Genomic DNA, 23,006 nt, shown 5'->3' with positions numbered 1-23,006 from the left:
TCAGAGGAAAAACTATGAAAGCACCAATGACAGCGACTCTTGCCGCGCTGGTCATCAGCGCAACAGGCAGTGCACAGGCGGCGGTATCCGATGCGGAATGGGAAACCTTCAAGGCCCAGTTCGTCGACATGGCGGCCCGGGTACAGGCCCTGGAGGCCGAAAATGCGCGGCTCAAGCAGGCCGGTGTGGCGGTTGACGACCTGTCCCGGCTGCAAGCTGATGTGACGGCGTTGCAGGCCCAGAACAGGTCTTCGTCCTGGGCGGAGAAAATCGGCATGACAGGCGATTTTCGCTATCGCTACGAGACCATCGATGTGGAAGACCGGGACCGCCGGGAGCGCAACCGGATTCGCGCCCGGATGGCAATCACTGCGGCGCTGCCCAGTGATACCGAGCTTGGCCTGGGTATAGCGACCGGGGGCGACAACCCGGTGTCAACCAACCAGACGCTGGGCGGTGGCGGCAGCACCAAGGACGTGCGCCTGGACAAGGCGTACTTCAAGTGGAACGCCACCGAAAACCTGCACCTGCAGGCCGGCAAGTTCTCCAACCCGCTTTACAAGCCGCAGAAAAGCAGCCTGTTGTGGGACGGCGACTGGCGCCCGGAGGGAATCAGTGCCGGCTACGCTGCCGACCACCTGTTTGCCAACTTTATGGGCAACTGGCTGGAGAGCGACAACCGCAACGACAATGACGCCTTCACCTGGAGCGTGCAGGGTGGCGCACGCTTCAGCCTGGGCGACGCAATGCTGACCGCCGGCGTGGCCTATCACGACTTCCCCACTGCCGGGAGAGCTCCCTTTTACGGTGACGATGACGATCCGGAGTTTTACGGTAACAGCTCAATCGGCGGCGTCTATCAGTACGACTACGAGATGGTCGAGCTGGGCGGTGACCTCAAGCTGAATGTCTTCGACATGCCCCTGGCCATTTACGCCAACTGGGTCAATAACCGGGACGCGGACGATTACGATACGGGCTGGCTGGCGGGTATCAGCCTGGGCAAGGCCAGCGGCAAGGGCACCTGGGGCGTCGGTTACCAGTACCGTGACCTGGAGGCCGATGCGGTGTTGGGTCTGCTCAGTGATTCGGATTTCTCCGGTGGCGGCACCGACGCCAAGGGCCATATCTTGACCGGTGCCTATGGGATCAACAAGCAATGGTCCCTGGGCGTAACCTGGTTCCTGGATAACGAGGCAGGGGAGAAGAACCTGGCAGACCGGGGTGGCGCGGTGAGCTATGACCGCATCCAGTTTGACACCAAGTTCAAGTATTAGGCCGGACCCTTTTGAGGGTCGCAGGGAGGCCAGGGGAGGGACGCCGGGGAGTATAAAACAGGGCGGAAAATAATGTCGCGGAAACGGTTGCATTGCCCGCCTTGTTCCTTATAATGCGCGTCTTCTGGCACGGCCAGAGTGTTGCGTCCCGTTCGTCTAGTGGTCCAGGACCCCGCCCTTTCACGGCGGTAACAGGGGTTCGAACCCCCTACGGGATGCCATATCCAGAAAACCCGGCCTTAGCCGGGTTTTTTTTGCCTGAAATTTTCCGTTGACCCTCGCACCGGGGTGTCCGCTCCTGCCCGCCATGGCTGGACCCGCGCTCAGCGAACTTCCGCCAGCCCCCTATCCAGGCACTGCCGCCAGACTCAGGCAACCCGGATCCACGCGTCCTGTTGCGGTGGATTGAGTTGGCTGTAGGCGAGGTCGAACTGGCCATGAATGCGGCCGCGGAACGCCGGTCCCAGCGCCCGGTGGAGGCCGTCGAGGAAGTCCGCCCGCGCTCCCGGTGCGGCAATGTAGATATTGCCCCAGTAGTTGCAGGGCAGTACCCAGTTTTCCAGCCACTCTGCCATTTGCGACGGGGTGAAGCGAGGCTCGCCCTCCTGGTGGCCGATACTTACCGGTGAGCCGTGCCCGGAAATGAAAAGATCTTCGCCCTGGGAGAGGATGCCGGTGTAGCTGCAGTCCCGCGTGTAGGGCAGGGCCAGGCCATAGACCGTCCGCTGATAATGGCGAAACATATGCTGGACGTGATCGGCATTGGTGATGTTGAGGCTGATAATCAAGGCGGCTCCTTATGCGCTGTCGAGTCATCAATGTCCGTTGACAGGCACGGAGTGTCGCCGAGCTGGTGGCCAGCACTCAATTACACCGACTTACAGCGACCCCACCAGGTGACCCCCGTCCACCGGGATAATCGCGCCGTTGATAAAGCTGCCAGCGTCCGAGGCCAGTAACAGCAGGGGGCCGTCAAGTTCGTCCAGTTCGCCCATGCGTCCGGCGGTAGTGTCTTTGAGGTAGGCCTGTCCGCCTTCGGACAGCAGGTAGTCGGCATTCATTTCGGTGGCGAAATAGCCGGGGCATATGGCGTTGACGCGGATGTTCTTGCGGGCCAGTTCCAGGGCCATGGCTTTGGTCATCTGTACGACAGCGGCCTTGGAAATGGCGTAGCTGCTCTCGCCAAAGCCCACGCGAACTCCCAGTATCGATGCGATGTTGATAATGCTGCAGGGGCGGCCCGCGGCGACACTGCGCTTGGCCACGCCATGGGCAACTCGCCAGGCCCCCTTTAAATTGGTCTCCATGATGGCGTCCCAGTTGGCTTCATCTTCCTTCAGGCAGTGCCTGGAGCCAGCGACACCGGCGTTATTCACCAGGATATCGACAGGCCCGGCACCGCGCTCTGCCTCATCCAGGGCAGAGGTAACACTGGCTGCTGAGGTCACATCCATGGCCACAGCCAGGGCCCGGCCACCGGCGTCGCTTATTTGCTGCACCAACGCCTGTAATTTCTCCTTGCGCCGGGCGGCAGCCACGACCGTGGCGCCGGCATCGGCGAGGGCGACGGCGAACCTGGCCCCCAGTCCACTGGAAGCACCCGTGACCAGCGCTACCTTGCCCTGCAGGCTGAAACGTTGTTCGATGGTTTGGGTCATGAGACGGCTCACTTCTCGGTATAACGTTTGATGATCATTTTCCCCAGCGCCATGTGGTGCACCTGGTCCGGCCCATCTGCCTGGCGGCACCAGCGGGCGTAATTGAATCCTTCCGCCATGCAGTAGTCCTCGGTGAGGCCACCGGCACCGTGCATCTGCATACAGCGATCAATCACCTGTTGCATCATCAGCGGCACTTGGGTTTTTGAAGCCGCGATCAGGTCCATCGCGCCTTTTGCCCCGACTTCATCCATTTTGGCGCAGGTCTTGAGTACCAGCAGTCGGGCCATTTCAATCTCTGAATAACAACGGGATATATCCTCCCGCACCGACTGGTGCTGGGACAGGGTACGGCCAAAGGTTGAGCGCTCCTCAACCCTCGCGCAGGCCAGTTCCAGCGAGCGCTGGGCGATCCCGATCAAGCGCATGCAGTGATGAACCCGTCCCGGGCCAAGCCGACCCTGGGCGATTTCGAACCCGCGGCCCTCGCCCAATAGTATGTTTTCAGCGGGTACCCGGACATTATTGAATAGCAGTTCCGCGTGACCCAGCGGCGCATCGTCATAGCCAAGGGTGGTCAACGGACGCACCAGTTCCAGCCCCGGAGTGTCCTTGGGCACCAGTACCTGGCTCTGCTGCAGGTGGCGGCTGGGGTTATCCGGGTCCGATTTGCCCATGACGATGAAAATACGGGTACGCTCGTACATGGCGTTGGTGATAAACCACTTGCGGCCGTTCAATACCCATTCATCGCCTTCGCGCTCAATACGCAGTTCCACATTGGTGGCATCGGACGACGCTACCTGGGGTTCGGTCATCGCATAGGAGGAGCGGATCTCTCCGGCAAGCAGAGGCTCCAGCCACGCCTGCTGCTGGGCTTCGGTGGCGTATTTCATCAGGACTTCCATGTTGCCGGTATCCGGAGCGTTACAGTTAAACACCTCCGGAGACCACAGTACCCGACCCATCAACTCGGCAAGGGGGGCGTAATCGAAGTTGGAAATGCCGTCGTGCTCGGCGAACCTGGCCAGCGACGGGGGAATAAACAGGTTCCACAGACCGGCTGCACGCGCTTTCTGTTTCAGGTCGTCCATCAGTGGAATCGGCGCCCAGCGGTTATCGGTGTCGTGTAAATGCGCTGCATAAGCTGACTCGTTGGGATAAATATGCTCATCCATGAAAGCTTGCAGGCGCTGCTGTAAATCGAGTGATTGCTGACTGAACTGGTACATAGAATTCTCCGGGTCTGATTGCGCCATGTTAGGACGTCTTTTTTAATCACTCAAATTTATTTAGATAATAAGATAGTATTCATAAGAATGATGTCTATAGGAGCCTGGCCATGCGCCTGGACAAGGTCGACCTGAATCTTTTTGTGGTATTTGACGCCCTCTACCGGGAGCGCTCGGTGACCCGGGTTGCCCAGCGCCTGCACCTTACCCAGCCGGCGGTATCCAACGCCCTCAATCGCCTGCGCCAGACCTTCGGTGACCCGCTCTTTGTGCGTGGGACACGGGGCATGCAGCCGACGCCGGTGGCCGAGGCGGTGACCGCTGATGTGCAGCGAGCGCTGGGACTGTTGCAGAAAAGCGTGGGTGGCCACCACAACTTCGACCCGGGTGATTCCGGCAGGGTGTATCGGCTGGGCATGAACGATCTCGCCCAGGGGCTGGTCCTGACAGGGCTGCACCAGGCTCTCGCCGGGGCCGCCCCCGGGGTGAGTGTCCAGGCTTACTATCCGGGGCGGGAATCGTCGGTCGAGCAACTGAAGGCGGGCGACCTCGATATACTGGTCGATGTGCCACAGCTCAATGCACGGGAGCTGGAACAGGTCCAGTTGGGCGGTATCCCGTATCGCCTGGCCATGTCTGCCAATCACCCCCTGGCCGCGAAAACTTTCGATATCAGCGACTACCTGGCAGCGCAACACGTGCATGTGTCAAGTCGTGCCCGGGGCAGGGGACAGGTCGACCTGGCCCTGCACAACCAGGGCCGGCGCAGGTCGGTGAAGATGCGGGTGCAGCATTATGCGGTGGCGGCGGCGGTCACCACCAGCACCGATCTGCTGTGGACGGCGCCGTCCTCGGCCCTCAATTATCCCGGACTGGTGGTTAGCGACCTGCCTTTTGAGGTTGAGGCGCTGTTATTGAACCTCTACTGGCATCGCAGTGCCGACCAGGACCCGGCAAACGTCTGGATGCGGGAGCTGATAAAACAACAGTTCGACCTGGGGCTGTTGAATGTCGCCGGCAGCGGCGCATAATAGCCGGCCCGGGAGTCGCAATAATAGCAATGAGGAAGAGCTATGTGGTACGCCATCATCACCCAGGATGTGGAAAACAGTCTTGAGGGACGCAAAACTCACCGTGCTGCCCACCTGGAGCGCCTGCAGGATCTGGTAGAACAGGGGCGGCTGCTGATAGCGGGGCCGCACCCGGCGGTGGATACGGAAGACCCGGGGGAGGCGGGCTTTACCGGCAGCCTGATCGTGGCGGATTTCGATTCCCTGGAAGCGGCCCAGGCCTGGGCGGAGGCAGACCCCTACACAGTGGGTGGCGTTACCGCCAGGCTCAAGGTAAAACCCTACAAAAACGTGCTTCCCTGATTGCCGCTATCGCCCTCTTGTTAGCCGGCGGTCATTCGTACACAATGGCCCCGAGGTCCTCCCGAGAAGCGGTAACCCAGCCGGGCGTGGGCACTCCCTTTACGATGTCATTGTCGCCGGCAACGCGGCGGGGAAGCAGTTTTGTCGAAATCCGATCCCGTCGGGGACGCTGAAAATTCCATCAATCTCGAGGAGCTGCTACCAGCGCTTCGTGACCAGACGACCCGGGTACTGCGTTCCACCGGCGAATACGCCTCTGGCATGGCCAGGATTTACGTGGCCATGCGTCCACTGGCCAGTCTCATCAATCGGCGCGCCGATATCACCGAGCCTGAGTTGCATAATGCGCTGGACACGGTGTTCATCGCACTGCAGGACCATCCTCTCACCTCCCAACTCACCCGGCTGACCCGGCGCCTGCGGGAAGACAACATCCTGCCCAACGAGGAAAGCACCGAAAACCTGTTGCGCTTCCTGCTGGACCAGGTGACCGCGCGCTCTGTTATTCCTATTCCCGAGCAGGTGACCGAGGAGTTCTGGTCGTTCTTCAACGACCTGATGAGCGAGCCCGAACTCAAGGGCCTGGGCGAGATCAGCCTGGATGTGGCCCGCATCGTGGTCAACGCCTACGAGCCTTTACTGGTTGAGGTGATCAACCAGCTCAAGCACATGCGTGACAGTAACAATCGTCACCTCAAGGGCATTGTCAGCCAGACGGACGTGCTGCGTTCTGACCTGGATATTTTCCGGCGGCAGATTGGTGCACTGGCCTATATCCGCCAGTTCTTTGACACCGATCCGGAGGACTTCAAGGCCCAGGCCGAAATAGTCGCTCAAATGGTGCGCGAATTCGGGCCGTTCTTTATCAAGATGGCCCAGGTCGCGGCCTCCGGATCCGACTTCCTCCCGGACGAAATCAGCGCGGCCCTGGAAGTCTTCCAGGAAGACGTGGAGCCGATGACGCCGGCGGAGGTGGAACAGGCCTTTGTCGAGAGCTTCGGCGTACTGCCGGGTAAGCGTTACTACGATTTTGACGCTTCCAAGCCGCTCAAGTCTGGCTCTATAGCCTCGGTATATATCGCCGAGAAACCGATACTCAACCGCCGCGGCCGCCAGGAGCTGAAAACCGTGGTGGTCAAGGTGGGTCGCCACAACCTGGAGCGGGAGTTCCTGATTGGCAAGACGGTGATCAAGCTGGCGATTCTGAGCAGCCAGTACTGGGCGCCGCACTCCAAGCTGTCGCCGTTTCTCTCCTCCTGGCTGGACCAGGTTGACGTCTTTGTGGAGGGCTTTCGCGCGGAACTGGATTTCGAGGCCGAGGCCGCGGTGCAGGCGCGCTTTGCGGAGCGGGCAAACTACACCGGCGGGTGGCATGTCCCCGAGGTCTACCAGACCACGCGGCGCATCATTGAAATGGAGTATATCGACGCCGCCCGGGGCCTGGGAACGGCTTTCCGCGACATGGGGAGGCGCAAGAGTCTGCGCAGCCGGCGCAAGGTGGGCAGGGCCTTCCTGCATACGGTGATGTCACACATGTTCATCTACCAGGAGTTCCACGGTGACCTGCACCCGGGCAACCTGCTGGTGGACGAACAGCAGGGCCTGTATTTTATTGACTGGGGTAACAGTGTGGACCTCGCGCCTATCTGGCGCCCGGCGCTGCGCTACCTGCAGGCCATTTTTGCCGCCGATGCCGAGGCCATTACTGACGCCATGATTGCCCTGGGCACCCATCCGGAACAGCTGCAGGGCAGCCGCAAGACGATGCTGGCGCTGGTAGACGAGGCGCTGAAGGAAGCCCGGCTGCCACCGCTGGGCCTGGACTTTGCCCTGGTGCTCTACCAGGAGGGCCTGGACGGACTGAAACGACGGTTGGAACTGGCCATGGGCCTGGGGGCCATCATGAGCCGGCAGGGCATTGTTATCAACAGCGACTACATGCACCTGAGCCGCAGTATCGCGGCGATGCTGGGATCATACCTGGGCATATACAGCGGTGTGTCCAGGGTGGCCCTGGTCCAGGACCTGATGATCGTGATGTGTCGCTTCCCGTCCCTGGAAGGTTACCGCCAGGCGATCGGCTATCGTAAACGCCTGTTGCGGCAGGTCGCCCGGGACCTCCCGGTGGGTCCAGCTGCGCGCAAACGGACCCGCCTGCCGGCTACCGCCTGATTCAGGCGATAACCCCGCCTTCGCGCAGGGACTGTACTTCCTCATCGCTGAATCCGGCTTCCGCCAGTATTTCCGCACTGTGCTGCCCCAGTGTCGGCGGGTGACGGGTAAGGCTCGCCGGTGTGTCAGACAGGTGTCCCGGGTAGCGAACGTAGCGCAGGGTGCCCAGCTCAGGATGGTCGACGTCGAAGATGGTGCGGTTGTGCCGTGCCTGGGGATCCTCGGCAAATTCACGGATGGTCTTGACCCTGCCGAACGGCACCCCGTTGGCGTCGAAACGGGCCAGCAGTTCGTCGCTGGGCCATTTGCCAATTTCTGCCTCGATGGCATCCAGCCAGGGACCGAAATCCGCGATTCGCTCGCCCACATTGCGCATTCCCTCGCGCTCCAGCAGCTGCTCACATTCCAGGGCTTTACACAGCCCCTCAAAGTGGTTGTCCTGCAGGGCCATGCCGACCACATGTCCGTCGAGGGTGGCGAAGGTACGAAGCACTGCCAGTGGCTTCGGGTCGGGCATCCGGGAGGGTTGGAAGCTGTCTACCGGCAGCATGTCCGGCAGCGAATTCGCCGCATAGGCATCGATCATCGGCACGTCAACACGCTGGCCCCTGCCGGTACCATTGACTCCGTCGCGCGCGTACAGGGCCGCCAGGGCAATACCGGCGGCGGTAGTCGCGGTGGTCTTGTCGACGATAGCGGACTGGATCAGTTGTGGTTCAGCGCCAAACGCCTGCCCCTGAATGGGCATCATGCCGACCAGTCCCTGGGCGATAGGGTCGTAGGCCGGGCGGTTGGCATAGGGGCCGTCAGGACCGAAGCCAGTGATAGCCAGGTAAATCAGCCTGTCGTTAACTGGCCGCAGCGCGTCGTATCCGAAGCCCAGTCGATCAGCAACGCCGGCGCGAAAGTTTTCCACCAGAATGTCCACTCCGCCGGCCAGCCGCCTGAGCACGGCGATGCCATCCTCGTGCTGCAGATCCAGGGCCAGGCTACGCTTGTTACGGTTCATCTGGCAAAAGAAACCGGTCAGCCCTCCCTTCTCCGGGGGCATCATCCATCGCGCCACTTCACCGTGGATGGGTTCGATTTTGATGACCTCGGCTCCCAGATCTCCCAGCATCTGGCTGCACAGGGGGCCGGTGATCATTGAGGTTACATCAAGTACACGGATTCCCCTGAGGGGACCTTCGCTGTCCTGTCCAAGCCTGATATCCAAGGGCTACTCCTTGCGGGTATTTTCGCTTTGGGGCTGGTTGCGATCCAGCACGTCGATGATTTCAGCACGCAACTGGCGCGGGTCGACCACCTTGTCAAAGGCCATGGCGTCGGCGGGTACCCAGGCGCCGGACTCCAGCGCCAGCATCCGGGCCTGCTCGTCACTGCTGGCCCCGGCAGCCTCGGCACCGCCGATAGCGGGAACGCCACCGAGCGACACCGAGGGCAGGGCAATACTGATTGCCTGCCTGTCCCAGGGATTCATGCCCATGACTGAGGAACCGAAGCCGAAGGCCTTGCGCAGGGTAACGACTATTTTCTGCCCGCGGAAACGCCGCTGGGCGGCGAACATCTGTGCGGCGGCCTTGAGCACACCCTGTGCTTCCGACCGGGGGCCCGGCATGACCCCGGGATTATCCAGCAGGCAGAGCAGGGGAAGCCCGAAATTGTCGGCGACGGTAATAAAGTGCGTCGCTTTTTCAGCGGCCTGCCGGGTGATGGCGCCGGCCAGCACCCGTGGCTGGTTGGCCACGACCATGACCGATACGCCATTGACGCGTGCCAACGCGCAGATAAGGGAATCGCCGAAGGCCGGCTGCAGCTCGAACACGCTTTTTTCATCGGCCAGCAATTGCACAATCTCGCGCATGTCGCAGGCCTTGCTGCCTGAGGGCGGCAGCAGGTCCAGAAGCGCCTCCTGGGACCGTGATGTGGACGCAGGCGGCTCTGTTCTTGCCGGCGCTTCGCCAGCGTGCCGGGGCATCATGGATAGATAGTAGCGAACCTGGCTGAATGCCTCGTCCTCGGTCCCCGCGAGGTTGTGCACCACGCCACTTTCCCGGCTGTGCATGTCCGCGCTCCCCAGTTCTTCCGGGGTATGCTTCATTCCCAGCGCCGCCTCGACCAGCGGCGGTCCGGCGCTAAACAGGGACGCACCCTCCAGCATGACGATAAAGTCGGCGAACATGCCGGTGAGCGCGCCGTGCCCTGCGGAAGAGCCCAGCACCATGCAGGCAACGGGCACCGTACCCTGCAGGTCAGCGACCAGCTGCAGATCGTTGGGCGTGTTGGGGTATCGCTCAGTGACGTTACCGGCTCTCTCGCCCGCACCGTCGAGCATGATGACCAGCGGCAGGCGCTGTTCCAGGGCCAATCTCACCAGGCGGGTACGCTTGGCGGCATTGGCGTGACCGATAGAGCCGCCCTTGACGGTAAAGTCTTCGGCGAGCGCTACCGCGCTGCGCCCATGAATGCGCCCGGTGCCGCCCACCAGCCCGTCGCCTGCCAATGGCGCACCCCCGCCCGGGTGGTTGCCGCCGGCCAATGCGCCAATTTCCCTGAAGCTGTGCGGGTCAAACAGGCGCTCCAGTCGCTCCCTGGCAGTGAGTCGGTTTCGCGCATGCTGCCGCTGGACTTTGTCCGCTCCACCCATGGCCTCGGCCGCCTGCTGACGGCGTTCCAGCTCCTGCAGCAGGGGCTGCCAATGTTTGCGGTTTTCAGACATGTTGCTCTCCTGCTGCCATCGCTTTCACTGTATTGCAGACTTGGGTCATAGAACACGGACCGGCTGGCAAATTACGACTCGGGAATAATTATATCGACTCACCCGGACAATAGTTTGACAGTCCGCTACAAACTCCCTAAAGTGCCCCCCGGTTCTGGTGCCTGTCACGCCTGTTCCCCATCAGGAAAAGACAGGTTAAATGGGAAGTGAGGTGATATTCGTTATCCTCCTCCGCTGCCCCCGCAACGGTCAACAGCTTACGCTGAGAGCCCGAAACCAGCCAGGACTGAGCAACGATGGAGCGGAGGGCTTCATGCATGGTTGCCCAGCCTTCGCGCTGTGTCTCCTGATCCCCTCCCTCAGTCGCCCCCATTCAGGCAATTGAGGAATTCAAATTGAAAAAGCTTGTCCCTGTTCTCGCCCTTGCTGTCGCAAGTACGGTCTCTGCCCAGAGCGAAAGTCGTCTGGAGGAGATCATCGTGGTTTCCTCCCGGGTGCCCATGCCCCTGCGCGAGATCGGCACATCGGTGTCGACCATCTCCGCCGGGGAAATCCAGTTTCGTGGCTATAGTTCGCTGTATGATGTGCTGCGCACCCAAGCAGGTGTGGCGGTGACCAACACCGGAGGCATGGGTGCTCCCTCCACGGTGAGGATCCGCGGCGAAGAGGCCTATCGCACCCGCGCCTATATCGACGGCATTGATATTTCAGATCCCTCCGGCGTTCAGATCAGTCCCAACTTCGCCCAGCTGATGAGCGCCGGTGTCAACCGGGTTGAAATCCTGCGGGGGCCGCAGGGCATGATGTATGGCGCGGATGCCGGTGGCGTGATCAACATCACCACCAACCCGGTACGGGAGGGTTTCACTGGCGCTCTCGAGGCTGAGGGGGGACGTTACGACACCCGGCGCATGGCCGGCAATATTGCCGGGGGTAATGGCCGTTTTGACTTTTCCGCCAGCGCCGCTGACTACAGCACCGAAGGGTTCAACGCACGCATTGATGACCCCAGCCGCGACAGGGATGGTTACGACAACACCACTCTGCATGGTCGCCTGGGCTGGACAGTGACGCCAGACCTGCGCTTTGAACTGGTGGCCAGGGATGTCGATGGGGAAGGGGAGTACGATAATTGCTTCGACGCCACGACCTTCGCCTCTCTTGACGACTGCAGTAACGACTACGAGCAACGTTCATGGCGCGTCAGTGCCGCCTATCAACAGACCAGTCTTGGCCATGAACTGGCCTATACCCGAACCGAGACCGAGAAACAGTTCTACAGCGCCGGAGTACCGAGTTTCGGCGGGGAAGGGGAACTGGAGCGCACCAGTTACATTGGCAGTTGGGCCGCCAGCGAGGACATCAGCCTGGTGTATGGCCTGGACCTGCGCCGGGATTCTTTCGACGACGGCTATAACAGTCACGACCGGGACCAGGACGGTGTCTACTTCGAGTATCAGGGCAACCACCTGCAGAACCTCTACCTGACGGCCGGCGCGCGTTATGACGATAACGAGGACTTTGGCGCCCACACCACCTACCGGATCAGCGGAGCCTGGTTGCTCCCGGTTGGCCCGGGGGAAATGAAAGTGAAAGCGGCCTATGGCACCGGCTTCCGAGCCCCGAGCCTGTATGAAATCGCCTACAACGCCAACACCTATCCACCGGCCAGCGAGGTTGACCTGGAGGAGGAGAAAACCGCCGGTTACGACCTCGGCCTGGCCTGGGCACTGGACAACGGCGTCTATCTCGAGGCCACCTACTTCGACCAGGAAATCGAGAACGAAATTTTCTTCGACCTGCAGTTTTTCTCGGGTTACCTGCAGGGCGAAGGCACCGCCGATTCCCGCGGGGTAGAACTGGTGGCGATTGCGCCTCTGCCGCTGGGCTTCAGCTTTAACGGCAACTACACCTATAACGATACCCGTGATTTTGCCGGTGACCAGCGAGCCCGGCGGCCGGAGCAGTTGTTTAACCTGGGGCTGAAATGGGCCGCCCCTGCAGAGCGCCTGATGCTGGGGCTCAATCTGCGTGGCGCCTATGACGCGATCAGTACCACTGGCGATGCTCTGGATGACTACGAGGTCATCGACCTCAGTGCTGACTGGCATGTCATCAGTGGGCTGCACCTCTTCGGCCGGGTGGAAAACCTGAGCGACGAGAATTACGCGGAAGTCAGCGGCTTCAATACCGCCGGCACGGCAGCTTACCTCGGCGCCCGCTACAGCTTTTAATCGCGGCAGACGGGTAAGCCCAGGGCCTGCCCGTCTTCGCCTGCGCAGGCTTCAATAGGCTGGGATACGGCCGGTAATCGGGCACAGCGGCCGGGCCGACAGTGTTTCACCCAGGGTCGCTTCAGGCGGTGGGCAGTCGTAAATGATGCGCCCGCTCTGCCCGTGTAGAAAATCCATTGCGCGCAGTGACGATTCCGACGGCGGAGAGCCCGTGGTGGGCGCTTCCTGCAGTTCGGACAGGGGAATAGGATAGGTCGCCCAATCCAGTGGCGCCCGCCATCCGGGTGGCGGTGCGATATGGCCGCGTATCCCGTTGACAGGATGTAACGCCCGCCAGTCTTGTATCTGTTGGCTTAAGCGGGCAACGATTTCCGGGTGCCGGTCAGCGAGATTGTCGTATTCATAGGGGTCCTCGCCGATTTTGAACAGGTAGTTGCTGACCTCGGTCGTGAGCTGGCCCTGTTTGACTTCCTGGACCAGTTTCCACTCATCGTTGAAAGCCGTCAGGTTAAAATGACCATAGATGGGTATTTCCGAGGCAAAGTAGAGATAGTCTTTACGAGGTTGCGCCTTGCCTTCGCTGATAGCTGGCCACAGGGAGCGGCCGTCCAGCGGACGCCGGTTTTTGGTCTCTACACCGGAGGCTTCCGCCAGGGTGGGAAAGACGTCCATCACCGACATGATCTGCTCGAGTTTGCTACCGGCGGAAATCCTTCCGGGCCAACGTAGCAGCGATATGACACGAATCCCGCCCTCGAAGGTTTCGCCCTTGCCACCACGCAGGGGCGCGTTGTCAGCCCCGCCGACCGAATAGGCTGCACCGCCATTGTCGCTCATGAACAGCACGATGGTATTGTCGTCTATGCCCTCTTTACGCAGGGTCTCAAGCACCTGACCGACGGCCTGGTCCATGGCGTCAACCACAGCGGCGTACATGGGGCGGGCACTGGGTTCACCCCGTTTTTTGGCCATTGCGCGGGTGGCGTCCGTGGTGCCGGCCCGGGCGGGTGCCAGTTCGGTGTTGATGTCCCGGTACTTTTCCTGGAGTTCCTCTGGCGCGTCCAGGGGAGTATGGGGCGCGAGAAAGGGCATGTAGACGAAGAACGGCTTGTTTTTGTCACGCTCGCGGATATAGCGGGATACCTCGTCCGCGAGCAGGAAGGTTTCATAACCATCGTCGTCAATGGATACGCCATTGCGCTGGAAATCGATGCCACCCTGGTTGGAGAAGGGCGGGTAGAAACCGACTTCTGTATGCAGGTGTCCGTAGAAGTGCTCAAAGCCACGCTCGTTCGGGTGATAGGTTTGCTGGGCGTGGCCGAGGTGCCACTTGCCGACCATGGCCGTCTGGTAACCCGCCGCCTGGAAACTCTGCGGCATAAAGTGCTCATCCGGGTGCACGCCATTGGTGTCCCAGGGCATGATGACACCGTAGGCGACGCCCAACCGCATCGGATCGCGGCCGGTCATCAGTGCCGCGCGCGTCGGCGAGCAAATCGGGGTGGTGTAGAAGCGGTCCAGTTGCATGCCCTCCCTGGCGAGCAAATCCAGTGACGGGGTGTCGATGTCGCCGCCGTGATAACCCACGTCATTCCAGCCTAAATCGTCGGCCACGATGACGATCACATTGGGCCGCTCTTCAGCCTGTACTGGCAGGGAGAGGAGGGCGCAGGCAGTCATCAGTAGATACAAGGCGTTTTTAACCATGGTTCACAACTCCAGCCGGGGTTTGGCATTGGCTCGCGAACGGGTCGTACTCAGGCGATGGTTCCGGATGAGCGGATATAACGCCCCTTCGCGGTGACAAGGATACAGCAGGCCCGATACGACCCCAGTTCAATCTCTCAAACGACAGCCGCTATTTAGCCGCGACCCATAAACGGCCAGCACGGATCAGGGGAGAGCTCCGGGTCGCAGAATCTGGCATCCCGGCGGGCGATCAGTGCGGCATTTGCCGACGATAATCAGCAAAAGAAAAATGGGCCGATTATTGCTAAATTACCACTGACTGAGTCATGGCGTAGGAAGGCAAGTGCCGTTAGATCGCTGTCAAACCGTGAGCACTGATCACAGCGGGGAATCCCGGCCAGATGTGCGCAAGTAAGCCGTTCAGGAGGCAATATGAAAGCGAAAACCCTGTGTGACATCCCCGGCAAAGTCTTCAAGGAGAATCCTGAGGCGGTAAAAAGCCTGGTGAGGGACGCGGAGTTTATTTGCAGAAAATGCTTTCGGTCGGCAAACAGTAAAAAGTACCTGTGTAAGGCTGAGAAGTTAGTGAAGGCCTGAAATGCAGCGACCCAGCCAGGTGTCCTTCAGCACGCCTGTTTCAATCGCTCCCGGAATTGACGCGGGACCAGGGGGCGCCTGACCGAGAGCAGGACAGTGCGCACGGCGGCTTGGCGTCGGCGCAGAACCTTTCTATTTTACATAATATAATTATTGACTGCGCGAACCCTGGACGAAGCAGGGTGAAAAGAATTGCATACACGTTATCCCTGGTGTGCTGCTGCGCATACTGACCGAGTGCTGCCTCCTAACACCACCGCAGGTCATCCCCAAGGCTGAGAATCCGTCGCGGCTCATGATCACCTGAAGGCAGATACGCAGTCAGGTGACGGCTGAAACTGCGATCAGCGGGCTTTTCGCGGTTGGGCGGAGCCCTGGATGACGACTCAACAAGCTGCCAGTTTCAAGTGGGTCCAAACGCAGCTTGCTGCTCAGGGTGCCGCTTTCCTTTTGGGTGCGATCCACAACAGATGGCGGTGACCGGCCAGTGTTAGCCGCCAGAGCATGAACCCAGCGACACGGAATTGACGCCTCAACCCGGACTTCACTAATCCCGACAATAGCCCCGAAACACGCTTAAAACAGTGATTTCCGGGTAGGCCCGCGCTGCAGTGGATTTATCCACATATGCGCATAATATATATTATGTTAAATAAAGCTTTTGAGCACCTAGTTGTCCACAGGTCGCAATGCGCGATACCCTCGACGCCATGACTACCCTCTTTCATATCCATGACCCCATGTGCAGTTGGTGCTGGGGATACCGTCGAACCTGGGATCAAATCCGCGCCCGGCTGAATCCCGCTATTTCGATTGAGAATGTTGTCGGCGGTTTGGCGCCTGATTCAGATGAGCCCATGCCGCTCGAGTTACAACAAACGATTGCGGGCTACTGGAAGGATGTGGCTGAAGCGACGGGTGCCGAATTCAATTTTGACTTTTGGAGACGGTGTAGACCACGACGGTCTACCTACCCCGCGTGCAGGGCTGTGCTGGCTGCCCTCTTGCAGGATGCTGAGCAAGAGATGATCGAAGCAATCCAGCAGGCTTATTACCTGAGAGCAATGAACCCTTCGGATAACGAGGTGTTGATCTCATTGGCTAGTGAACTGAACCTTGACGTTGCGAAGTTTGAACGTGACCTGGCAGACTCCAGAGTCGAGTCTGCGCTGCAGCAGGCATTTGCGCTCCGAAAAAGCCTGGGCGTTTACTCTTTCCCTTCACTTGTTCTACAGGTCGCTGGCCAGAACCATCCGCTGGAAATACATTACTGCGAATACCAGCCCACACTCGATCAGATAGCCCGGTTGTTGCCATCGGCAGAAGCTACCGCCCTCTCCCGCTTTTAGGTTAAGTCGCATTCATGGCTGACTCTTTGAATACCAGAGTCTGTGGGCCTCAGTTGAATCGTCGCTAATCAGAAAAGCAGTATCTTGAAGCCGATCAGGATAAGTGCCAGCCCCCCCATCAACTCAGCCTTGCTTTCCAGCCAGGTACCACTTAATTGCCCCTACGTAGACCCCCACCCAACTGAACAACAATGTGGTAATGCCGATGATGGTACATGCGATTAGCGGATTGACTTCGAGCAACGTCAGGGTAAAGCCCGCCGCCATAGCGCCGATGCTGGTGGCTATGGCCAGCAGTAGCAACACCTTATGGGTTATCTGGGCGATATCCTCTTCTATCCCTTCTGACATTGACTCGAAAATCATCTTGCCGCCAATTAACAGAAGCAGTACAACAGCAATCCAGTGGGCATAGCTCTCAACCCATCCCAGAACACCTTTGCCTCCCAGATAGCCAATCAACGGCATCAGCCCCTGGAACAATCAAAAATACAGCGCCGCCAGTATCGACAGTGACCTGGTTTTCTGCAGGTGCTTGGAGCCGAGACCGATGGAAACGGCAAACGCATCCATGCTGAGCGCTACGGCCAAAACCAGAACTTCAATCATTCAGTGTCTCCCTGTATCCCAAAGTAGTAAGTGCCGCTGTACCCGGCACGGTGACCAACGCAGAATAAGCTAAAGGGCTGGCCTACGCCTACTCAGCTCTGTTCGTTATCCGCCGCCGTTCACTACGCCATCAGTATCCGCCAGCTCGACCATGCGCTACAGGCATTGGAATATCACAAGGCAAATTCCGTAAATCGATAGATAGTTGCTGAGGCGGGATGAATGGTAGCCGCCCTGTCTTGCGGCCGCCACCGAATCGTCGAATGACAGGGCCTGGCTTTTCGGCGCAACGTTAGCCGGAAGCAATGACTATCTTAATCAGGAGAAAGCTGTGAAAAATTTGTGGGTGCCCCGGCTGGGGGCGCCCGCCGACTCAGAGGCCTTCGAGTTGCACGACAAGGAGGTGCGAGTACTGTTTTACCGAACAGAAAGGAATAAGAGTGACGGTGCCACCAGCCGCGACGAAACCACACTGCTGGTGTTCAGGAACGATCGTTTGGCCGGCTGGTGTAGCTCGGTCTACCAGGCTCTGGGACACTAGCGACCCGGCGCTTTTACCGGGAAAAAAGATTAACTGTGATCTCGATTTGCCCGAATAGCCCACAGAATCGACCACCGAGGAATTGAGGAATAGCAGGCCTATCTGCTGTTCACCGCTGTAAACAGGCGAAACCTGAAACTCGCCATCGGGGTCGCCTACCCGGTCAGCACCCGGAAACAGCCCACCGGGGCTTTGGGTAGCGAGAATTTCCTCCATTACGGTGGCGCTGTCGCGGGCGGCGACACCGGCGCACAGCGCCATCTGCATCACCAAAGCGAAAATAGTCAGTTGCAAAATAGTTGGCTGTCTTGTCATAACCACGTGAGCTCCGACCAGGGACACATACGGGTGAAAATTCTGCGTTGACCGGCGGTTCCGTTCAGGGCGGGCAGAGCCATACACCTCGCGGACGCCAGTCGCGCACAACATACACACTATAGCAGTCGCGCATCATGACACAGGTCAGGAAAATCCTGCTGACCTGGCCGTGCGCTTGACCGGGAGCCATTCCGGGTCTATACCCATTACAAAACCTGATTTCTGAATTAACGCTATCGGTTCAAGGCTTACCAACAGCAATATGCCTGGCGGGCAGGGGTCAGGGTTTCTCTACACCAGGGTTATACGCTGGGCTTGCCCTGTAATAGCGCCAGACAGGCTCAGGAATCACTGTTAACCCACAAAACAACAATAAGGAAAAACATTCATGTCGACACCGATTGATAACACCCGCCAGCTTCTTCCACTGCCACTGCGCCCACTCATTTGCCGTGTACTGTTAACCGTTGGGCTGGCCGTGGTTGGCAGCACGGGCGCATCAGCGAAGGCACAGGGAGCCAGTAATCTGCAGCAATCCATCAGGGTGGTTTCCTCCTGGGCAGACCAGGTCTCTGGCGGAGATGCCCGCATCGAGGTAACCACGAGGGGCAACGCAAAGCAGTCCCGCGTCGAGGTCCTGGTAAATGGCGAGGACCAGACTGATCGTTTTTCCACCGTGGGCCAGAAAACACTGTCTGGTGTCATCAGCGGCCTGCAGTCAGGTCTCAATACCGTCACTGTGAACGAGCTCAGGCCCAAGGGAAAGGGCAAGAACACGAAGATAATCCATTCGGAGTCGCTGGAGCTCACCAACCACCCCATATCCGGGCCCATATTTTCCGGAGAACACCAGAAAGCCTTCGTGTGCACCGTGCAGAATCACGGGCTGGGCCAACCGATCCCCGATTCAACCACCAATCCCGCTGAAGATCCGGGCTGGCCCGTTTACGACGAGGGTGGCAACCTGATAGGACGCTCAACGACCTGCCAGGTAGAACCCACGGTGGTTTACCGGTACCGCACTACTGGCGGCAGCTGGGCTGAACTGACGCCGGGAGAGCGCCCCGCAGACCTGGCCACCACAACCACCATCGACGGCGAGGAAGTGGACTATATCGTGCGCTGGGAACGCGGGGTGATTAACCGCTTCATCTATTCCATGGCCGTACTGGACTCTGACCCGTCGCCGGATTACTCACCGCGGGGGGATGACTGGAACGGCCGCCTGCTCTATTACTTCCAGGGCGGCGTTGCCATTGGTCACACCCAGGGCAGCCCCTCCACCAGCCGTATGCTCTATGACAACGCCCTCAAGTTGGGCTATGGCGTAATCTACTCGACCGGCACCAAGACCGGCACCCATTACGACCTGGAACTCGGCGCCGAAACCGCGCTGATGACCAAGGAGCGTTTTATTGAAGCTTACGGCACGCCCCTGTACACAGTGAGCGTCGGTGGCTCTGGCGGCGGTATCCAGCAATATGTGTACGGGCAGAACCTGGGCACCCGCCTGATAGACGCCGCCATCCCCCAGTATTCCTACCCCGACATGGTAACCCAGACCATTCACATCGGTGATTGCGAACTGCTCGAGTACTACATGGACTTGCAGAGCATGATGAACCCCGCCAGCCCGTGGGCCACCTGGTCAAACCGCAGCTGGCTTATTGGCCTCAATGCCGATGACTACATCGGCAATCCCTACACCCAGGCGCAGGGCACGGATGAGTGCGTGGAATCCTGGCGGGGGCTGTCGCCGCTGGCGCTAAATCATCTGTATGGGTATGAGTCAGGCATCGAAACCATAAACCCGATTTCCGACGTATTGGCAATACAGTGGACCCACTGGGAGGATGCGGTCAACATTTATGGTCGGGGTCCCGATGGCTACGCCCGCTCCACCTTTGACAACGTGGGCGTGCAATACGGCCTGCAGTCCATGCTCGAGGGCAAAATTAGTCCGGCAGAGTTCCTGCAGGTGAACACCTTTGTCGGAGGCTGGAAATCACAGCCGGAAATGGTGCAGGAAACCTGCCCCTATTATCCACAGCCGGGATGCTTTAGCGGCTTTTCCATTCCCGATCAATGGGACCCCTGGTCGATCAGGAACATGAACCTGTACGATGGTTCAGGCCCTGCCCCCAGAACCGAAGGTTCGATTGAGGCAATGCAGGCAGCTTACGAAAAGGGTCACGTGTTCGTGGGCGCGATTGATATTCCCATCATCGACTGGCGCCATTACCTGGAACACGTTCTGGATATGCACAATTCCCACCAGTCCTTTGCCTCCCGCCAGCGTATTCTGAACCATGATGGCGACGCCTCCAACCAGGTGATCTGGTTCACCGATGCCCGGGGGGTGACGAGTGAGTTCGACCAGACACCCCAGGCATTGGCGGTGATGGATGAATGGATGGCAAATATCCGCAGGCACCCCAATAAAGGCGTGGCGAGAAACAAGCCTGCCCGCGCGGTGGACAGTTGCTTCGACTCCCACGGTGAGTTGATAGCGGCGGGAGACGACGTGTGGAGCGGTGTTCTCGATGACAATCCGCAGGGCAGTTGCACCGCCGCCTTCCCACTCTACTCAACCTCAAGAATCATATCCGGCAATGGCATTGAAGGCGGCGTCTTCAAGTGCGCGCTGCAATCCGTCGATAACGCCATCGCCAACGGGGTTTATGGCAGTTGGGCACCGGGTCCGGCCGAGATAGCGCAGTTAAACGCCATCTTCCCGGACGGCGTTTGCGACTACACCCAGCCGGATATGGGGCGACCCTAGCAGTACGACCACAAGAAGCCCAAAACCCGGCAGAGCCCTCCCGGGGTCGCTCTGCGCGGGTCACGCACGCCGACAATAGAGATGTGTTTGCCAGCGCGGACTGGCAAGGGCACCATATGAGCTTTGCTACTGAAGAAGCCTGTGAACTGAGGCAGCAGGCAGCGATGTCATGATAACAATCGTCTGGAATTTTGCCACGGAGAGACCCCCACCATGCACAACGTACTGCAACCCACCGGCGACCAGGTTCGCGCCTTCCGCGATCGCGCTACCGGCGAACCGATCGCCATGCTCAACCTCCTCAAGTTCAAGCGCAAAGCCGAATATGAAGACGCTCGCCCCTGCGATCTCTCCGGTGTCGAGGCCTACCAGCTCTACGCCAGGGCGTTCCGGGAAATCATGGAACCCAGGGGCGTGCGAATCCTGTATGCGGGAAGGACCCGCGGGGTATTGATAGGCGGCGGTGATGACCTTTGGGACGAAGTCGCCATCATCCAGTATCCCTCAACCCAGGTCATGCTCGATATGCTGCGGGATGAGGATTACCAGCAGGCACAGCAGCACCGGGCTGCAGGACTCGAGGGACAGCTTCTGATCGAGTGTGCCGCCGGCAACACGTTCTGACAGGCGAGTCAGGGGTGTTCCCAGCAGCCGTATCGCGGACATCCCGGCAGCAACTAACACTTCGCCTCGAAACCCGGATGTGGCGAGGCGTTCACGCCGCTTGAGGAGCCGCAGCGGGCCGCTGATCCAGATAAGAATTTCGACCTGATGATGAAAAATGCTAAGGTCTACAAGAAACGTTGTAATCATCAACCCAGATATAACTGTACCGTTCAACTCATTAAGTCATTGAGGCGACCCGACCATGAAGTCGATTAAACCCCGTTTGCTGTATTCAATACCCTTTGCGCTGCTGGGAATTGGCCTTTCCGCTTCAGGATACGCGGACCAGGCATTCACCTCGATGCAGTCGGAGGACGTCGATCCGGTGGTCATCGAAGTCGACATCGACGCCGCAGCAGAGAGGCTTGCGGGTGGCGTTCGGTTCCCGACCATTTCCAACGAGGACCGGGACGACTTCGATGTCGAGGCGTTCGAGGGCTTTCACGACTATCTCGAAAAGACGTTTCCCAATGTTCACAAAACACTCAAGCGGGAAGTCCTGGGCGATCCTCGCCCTTACAGCCTCCTCTATACGTGGGAAGGCAAGGACCCATCCCTGCCCCCGGTGATCCTGATGGCGCACCAGGACGTCGTGCCCATCGCCTCCCCGGATGAGTGGGACTACGACCCATTCGCGGGCACGATCGATAAAGGCTACCTCTGGGGTCGGGGATCCTGGGACGACAAGGGGATGATCTTCGCGATCATGGAAGCGGCGGAGATGAAGATCAAGGAGGGCTTCCAGCCCACCCGCACCTACTACCTCGTCTTTGGACAAGACGAGGAGGTCGGCGGCGGCGAGGGTGTCGGGCATATCGCCGACGTTCTCGAGCAGCGGGGCGTGACGGAGACCTACCTCGTTTTCGACGAGTCAGCTCCCCTGGCCGAGGGCCTGTTTCCCGGCATCCCGGACAACACCGCCCTCATCGGTATTGCCCAGAAAGGTTACCTGGCCCTCGAACTCCGTGTTGATGGGGTAGGCGGCCACTCTTCGCAACCGCCAAAGACGTCCAACATCGGCATCCTGGCAGCGGCCATCACCAAGCTCGAGGCCGCCCCCTTCCCCTATAAGCTCAACGACGCCCTGCGCTACCAGTATCGGTGGCTCGGTCCGGAGCTGCCCAGGGATCAGCAGGACATGTACGCCGCGGTGGCTTTTGGCGACGACGACAAGCTGACCAAACTGGAGCAGCAATTCATCGAGATGATGGAAGGCCGGGAACTCACCCGCGCCATGCTGCACACCACCACTGCGGTGACCATCATCGAGGGCGGCGTGAAGGCCAACGTGTTGCCTCCCACAGCACGCGCCGTCGTCAACTTCAGACCCACGATCGGCGACAGCAAAGAGTACATCATGAACTACGTGCGGGACGTGATCGACGATGACCGGATTACGATTACGGACGTATCCCAGTCGACTGCGGCGACGAATATCGCCGACCCGCACAGCGAACAGTACGCGCTGATTGAGAGGACCCTGCGCCAGATCTACGGCAACGAGATCATCGTCGCGCCGTTCTTCGTGATCGGCGGGGCGGACGCGAAATATTTCGCAGCCAAACCGATGGGAATCAACACCTATACGGTGACGCCGCTACAGCTCGAATCGGTTGCGGACATGCCCCGACTGCATGGGGTCAACGAGCGCATCCAGCTCAAGGAAATCGGCCGTTCCATCGGGTTTTACTATCAGCTTATGACCAACCTCGAGTCGCAGTAGTCATCATCGTGTGGCGAGGCGATCGGCTGTCCCGCGGACACACCGGAGCCCCCTGCAGATCAAAGGA

18 protein-coding genes, 1 tRNA gene and 1 riboswitch are annotated in these 23,006 nt (G+C 59.5%); of the genes, 11 read left to right on the top strand and 8 right to left on the bottom strand.

Annotation, left to right across the window (positions count from 1 at the left end; all coding sequences use genetic code 11):
• Positions 1-14 precede the first annotated feature (14 nt).
• Together E2F43_RS10315 and E2F43_RS10310 are read left to right on the top strand one after the other, a co-directional pair.
• A complete protein-coding gene (locus E2F43_RS10315; protein ID WP_133212294.1) occupies positions 15-1,277 on the top strand; it encodes a putative porin in 1,263 nt (420 codons plus the stop codon).
• Between the two features lie 145 nt (positions 1,278-1,422).
• Positions 1,423-1,498, top strand: a tRNA-Glu gene (locus E2F43_RS10310).
• Between the two features lie 147 nt (positions 1,499-1,645).
• Here the strand turns inward: E2F43_RS10310 and E2F43_RS10305 are convergent.
• From E2F43_RS10305 to E2F43_RS10295, 3 genes are all read right to left on the bottom strand, one after another.
• Entirely contained in the window at positions 1,646-2,065 is a 420-nt protein-coding gene (locus E2F43_RS10305) for a hypothetical protein (RefSeq protein ID WP_133212292.1), read from the bottom strand.
• A 90-nt stretch (positions 2,066-2,155) separates the two neighbouring features.
• On the bottom strand, positions 2,156-2,935 hold the full coding sequence (locus tag E2F43_RS10300) for an SDR family NAD(P)-dependent oxidoreductase (protein WP_133212290.1): 780 nt from the start codon (positions 2,933-2,935) through the stop codon (positions 2,156-2,158).
• A gap of 8 nt (positions 2,936-2,943) precedes the next feature.
• Positions 2,944-4,167, bottom strand: coding sequence for an acyl-CoA dehydrogenase family protein (locus E2F43_RS10295; RefSeq protein WP_133212288.1), 1,224 nt, complete (start codon positions 4,165-4,167; stop codon positions 2,944-2,946).
• A 110-nt stretch (positions 4,168-4,277) separates the two neighbouring features.
• On the opposite strand from E2F43_RS10295, the gene E2F43_RS10290 reads away from it, so the two are divergent.
• The 3 genes from E2F43_RS10290 (at position 4,278) to E2F43_RS10280 (ending at position 7,712) form a co-directional block, all read left to right on the top strand.
• Positions 4,278-5,198, top strand: coding sequence for a LysR family transcriptional regulator (locus E2F43_RS10290; protein ID WP_133212286.1), 921 nt, complete (start codon positions 4,278-4,280; stop codon positions 5,196-5,198).
• A 42-nt stretch (positions 5,199-5,240) separates the two neighbouring features.
• Positions 5,241-5,540, top strand: a complete 300-nt coding sequence (locus E2F43_RS10285) for a YciI family protein (RefSeq protein WP_133212284.1) — start codon at positions 5,241-5,243, stop codon at positions 5,538-5,540.
• A gap of 141 nt (positions 5,541-5,681) precedes the next feature.
• Positions 5,682-7,712, top strand: coding sequence for an AarF/UbiB family protein (locus E2F43_RS10280; protein WP_133212282.1), 2,031 nt, complete (start codon positions 5,682-5,684; stop codon positions 7,710-7,712).
• A gap of 1 nt (position 7,713) precedes the next feature.
• On the opposite strand, the gene E2F43_RS10275 is transcribed toward E2F43_RS10280, so the two are convergent.
• Both E2F43_RS10275 and E2F43_RS10270 read right to left on the bottom strand, forming a co-directional pair.
• Positions 7,714-8,928, bottom strand: coding sequence for a CaiB/BaiF CoA transferase family protein (locus E2F43_RS10275; protein ID WP_133212280.1), 1,215 nt, complete (start codon positions 8,926-8,928; stop codon positions 7,714-7,716).
• A 3-nt stretch (positions 8,929-8,931) separates the two neighbouring features.
• Positions 8,932-10,431 (bottom strand): acyl-CoA carboxylase subunit beta, encoded by a 1,500-nt coding sequence (locus E2F43_RS10270; RefSeq protein WP_133212278.1) that lies wholly within the window; start codon positions 10,429-10,431, stop codon positions 8,932-8,934.
• A 138-nt stretch (positions 10,432-10,569) separates the two neighbouring features.
• A riboswitch (cobalamin riboswitch) is annotated at positions 10,570-10,730 on the top strand.
• Between the two features lie 96 nt (positions 10,731-10,826).
• Between E2F43_RS10270 and E2F43_RS10265 the strand changes: the two genes are divergently transcribed.
• Entirely contained in the window at positions 10,827-12,665 is a 1,839-nt protein-coding gene (locus E2F43_RS10265) for a TonB-dependent receptor plug domain-containing protein (protein ID WP_133212276.1), read from the top strand.
• A gap of 51 nt (positions 12,666-12,716) precedes the next feature.
• Here E2F43_RS10265 and E2F43_RS10260 read toward each other — a convergent pair whose 3' ends face one another.
• Entirely contained in the window at positions 12,717-14,372 is a 1,656-nt protein-coding gene (locus E2F43_RS10260; RefSeq protein WP_133212274.1) for a sulfatase-like hydrolase/transferase, read from the bottom strand.
• A 1,268-nt stretch (positions 14,373-15,640) separates the two neighbouring features.
• On the opposite strand from E2F43_RS10260, the gene E2F43_RS10255 reads away from it, so the two are divergent.
• On the top strand, positions 15,641-16,300 hold the full coding sequence (locus E2F43_RS10255; protein ID WP_238946845.1) for a DsbA family protein: 660 nt from the start codon (positions 15,641-15,643) through the stop codon (positions 16,298-16,300).
• Between the two features lie 123 nt (positions 16,301-16,423).
• Here the strand turns inward: E2F43_RS10255 and E2F43_RS19250 are convergent, their stop codons facing one another.
• Together E2F43_RS19250 and E2F43_RS19425 are read right to left on the bottom strand one after the other, a co-directional pair.
• The gene (locus tag E2F43_RS19250; protein ID WP_238946844.1) at positions 16,424-16,762 is read right to left on the bottom strand and encodes a manganese efflux pump; all 339 of its coding nucleotides are present in this window, start codon (positions 16,760-16,762) and stop codon (positions 16,424-16,426) included.
• A gap of 21 nt (positions 16,763-16,783) precedes the next feature.
• The gene (locus E2F43_RS19425; protein ID WP_275259603.1) at positions 16,784-16,909 is read right to left on the bottom strand and encodes an MntP/YtaF family protein; all 126 of its coding nucleotides are present in this window, start codon (positions 16,907-16,909) and stop codon (positions 16,784-16,786) included.
• Positions 16,910-17,240: 331 nt separating this feature from the next.
• Here E2F43_RS19425 and E2F43_RS10245 point away from each other — a divergent pair, with 331 nt between their 5' ends.
• From E2F43_RS10245 to E2F43_RS10230, 4 genes are all read left to right on the top strand, one after another.
• On the top strand, positions 17,241-17,450 hold the full coding sequence (locus E2F43_RS10245) for a DUF3192 domain-containing protein (protein ID WP_133212272.1): 210 nt from the start codon (positions 17,241-17,243) through the stop codon (positions 17,448-17,450).
• 706 nt (positions 17,451-18,156) lie between these two features.
• Positions 18,157-20,550 (top strand): DUF6351 family protein, encoded by a 2,394-nt coding sequence (locus E2F43_RS10240; RefSeq protein ID WP_238946843.1) that lies wholly within the window; start codon positions 18,157-18,159, stop codon positions 20,548-20,550.
• A gap of 213 nt (positions 20,551-20,763) precedes the next feature.
• Positions 20,764-21,174 carry a DUF1330 domain-containing protein gene (locus tag E2F43_RS10235; RefSeq protein WP_133212270.1) on the top strand — a complete coding sequence of 137 codons (411 nt, stop codon included), beginning with the start codon at positions 20,764-20,766 and terminating at the stop codon, positions 21,172-21,174.
• A gap of 244 nt (positions 21,175-21,418) precedes the next feature.
• Entirely contained in the window at positions 21,419-22,939 is a 1,521-nt protein-coding gene (locus E2F43_RS10230; RefSeq protein ID WP_133212268.1) for a M20/M25/M40 family metallo-hydrolase, read from the top strand.
• Positions 22,940-23,006: the final 67 nt, after the last annotated feature.

The organism is Seongchinamella unica (genome assembly GCF_004354085.1).
Classification (GTDB): domain Bacteria; phylum Pseudomonadota; class Gammaproteobacteria; order Pseudomonadales; family Halieaceae; genus Halioglobus; species Halioglobus unicus.
This window is presented reverse-complemented; position numbering and strand designations above follow the sequence as displayed.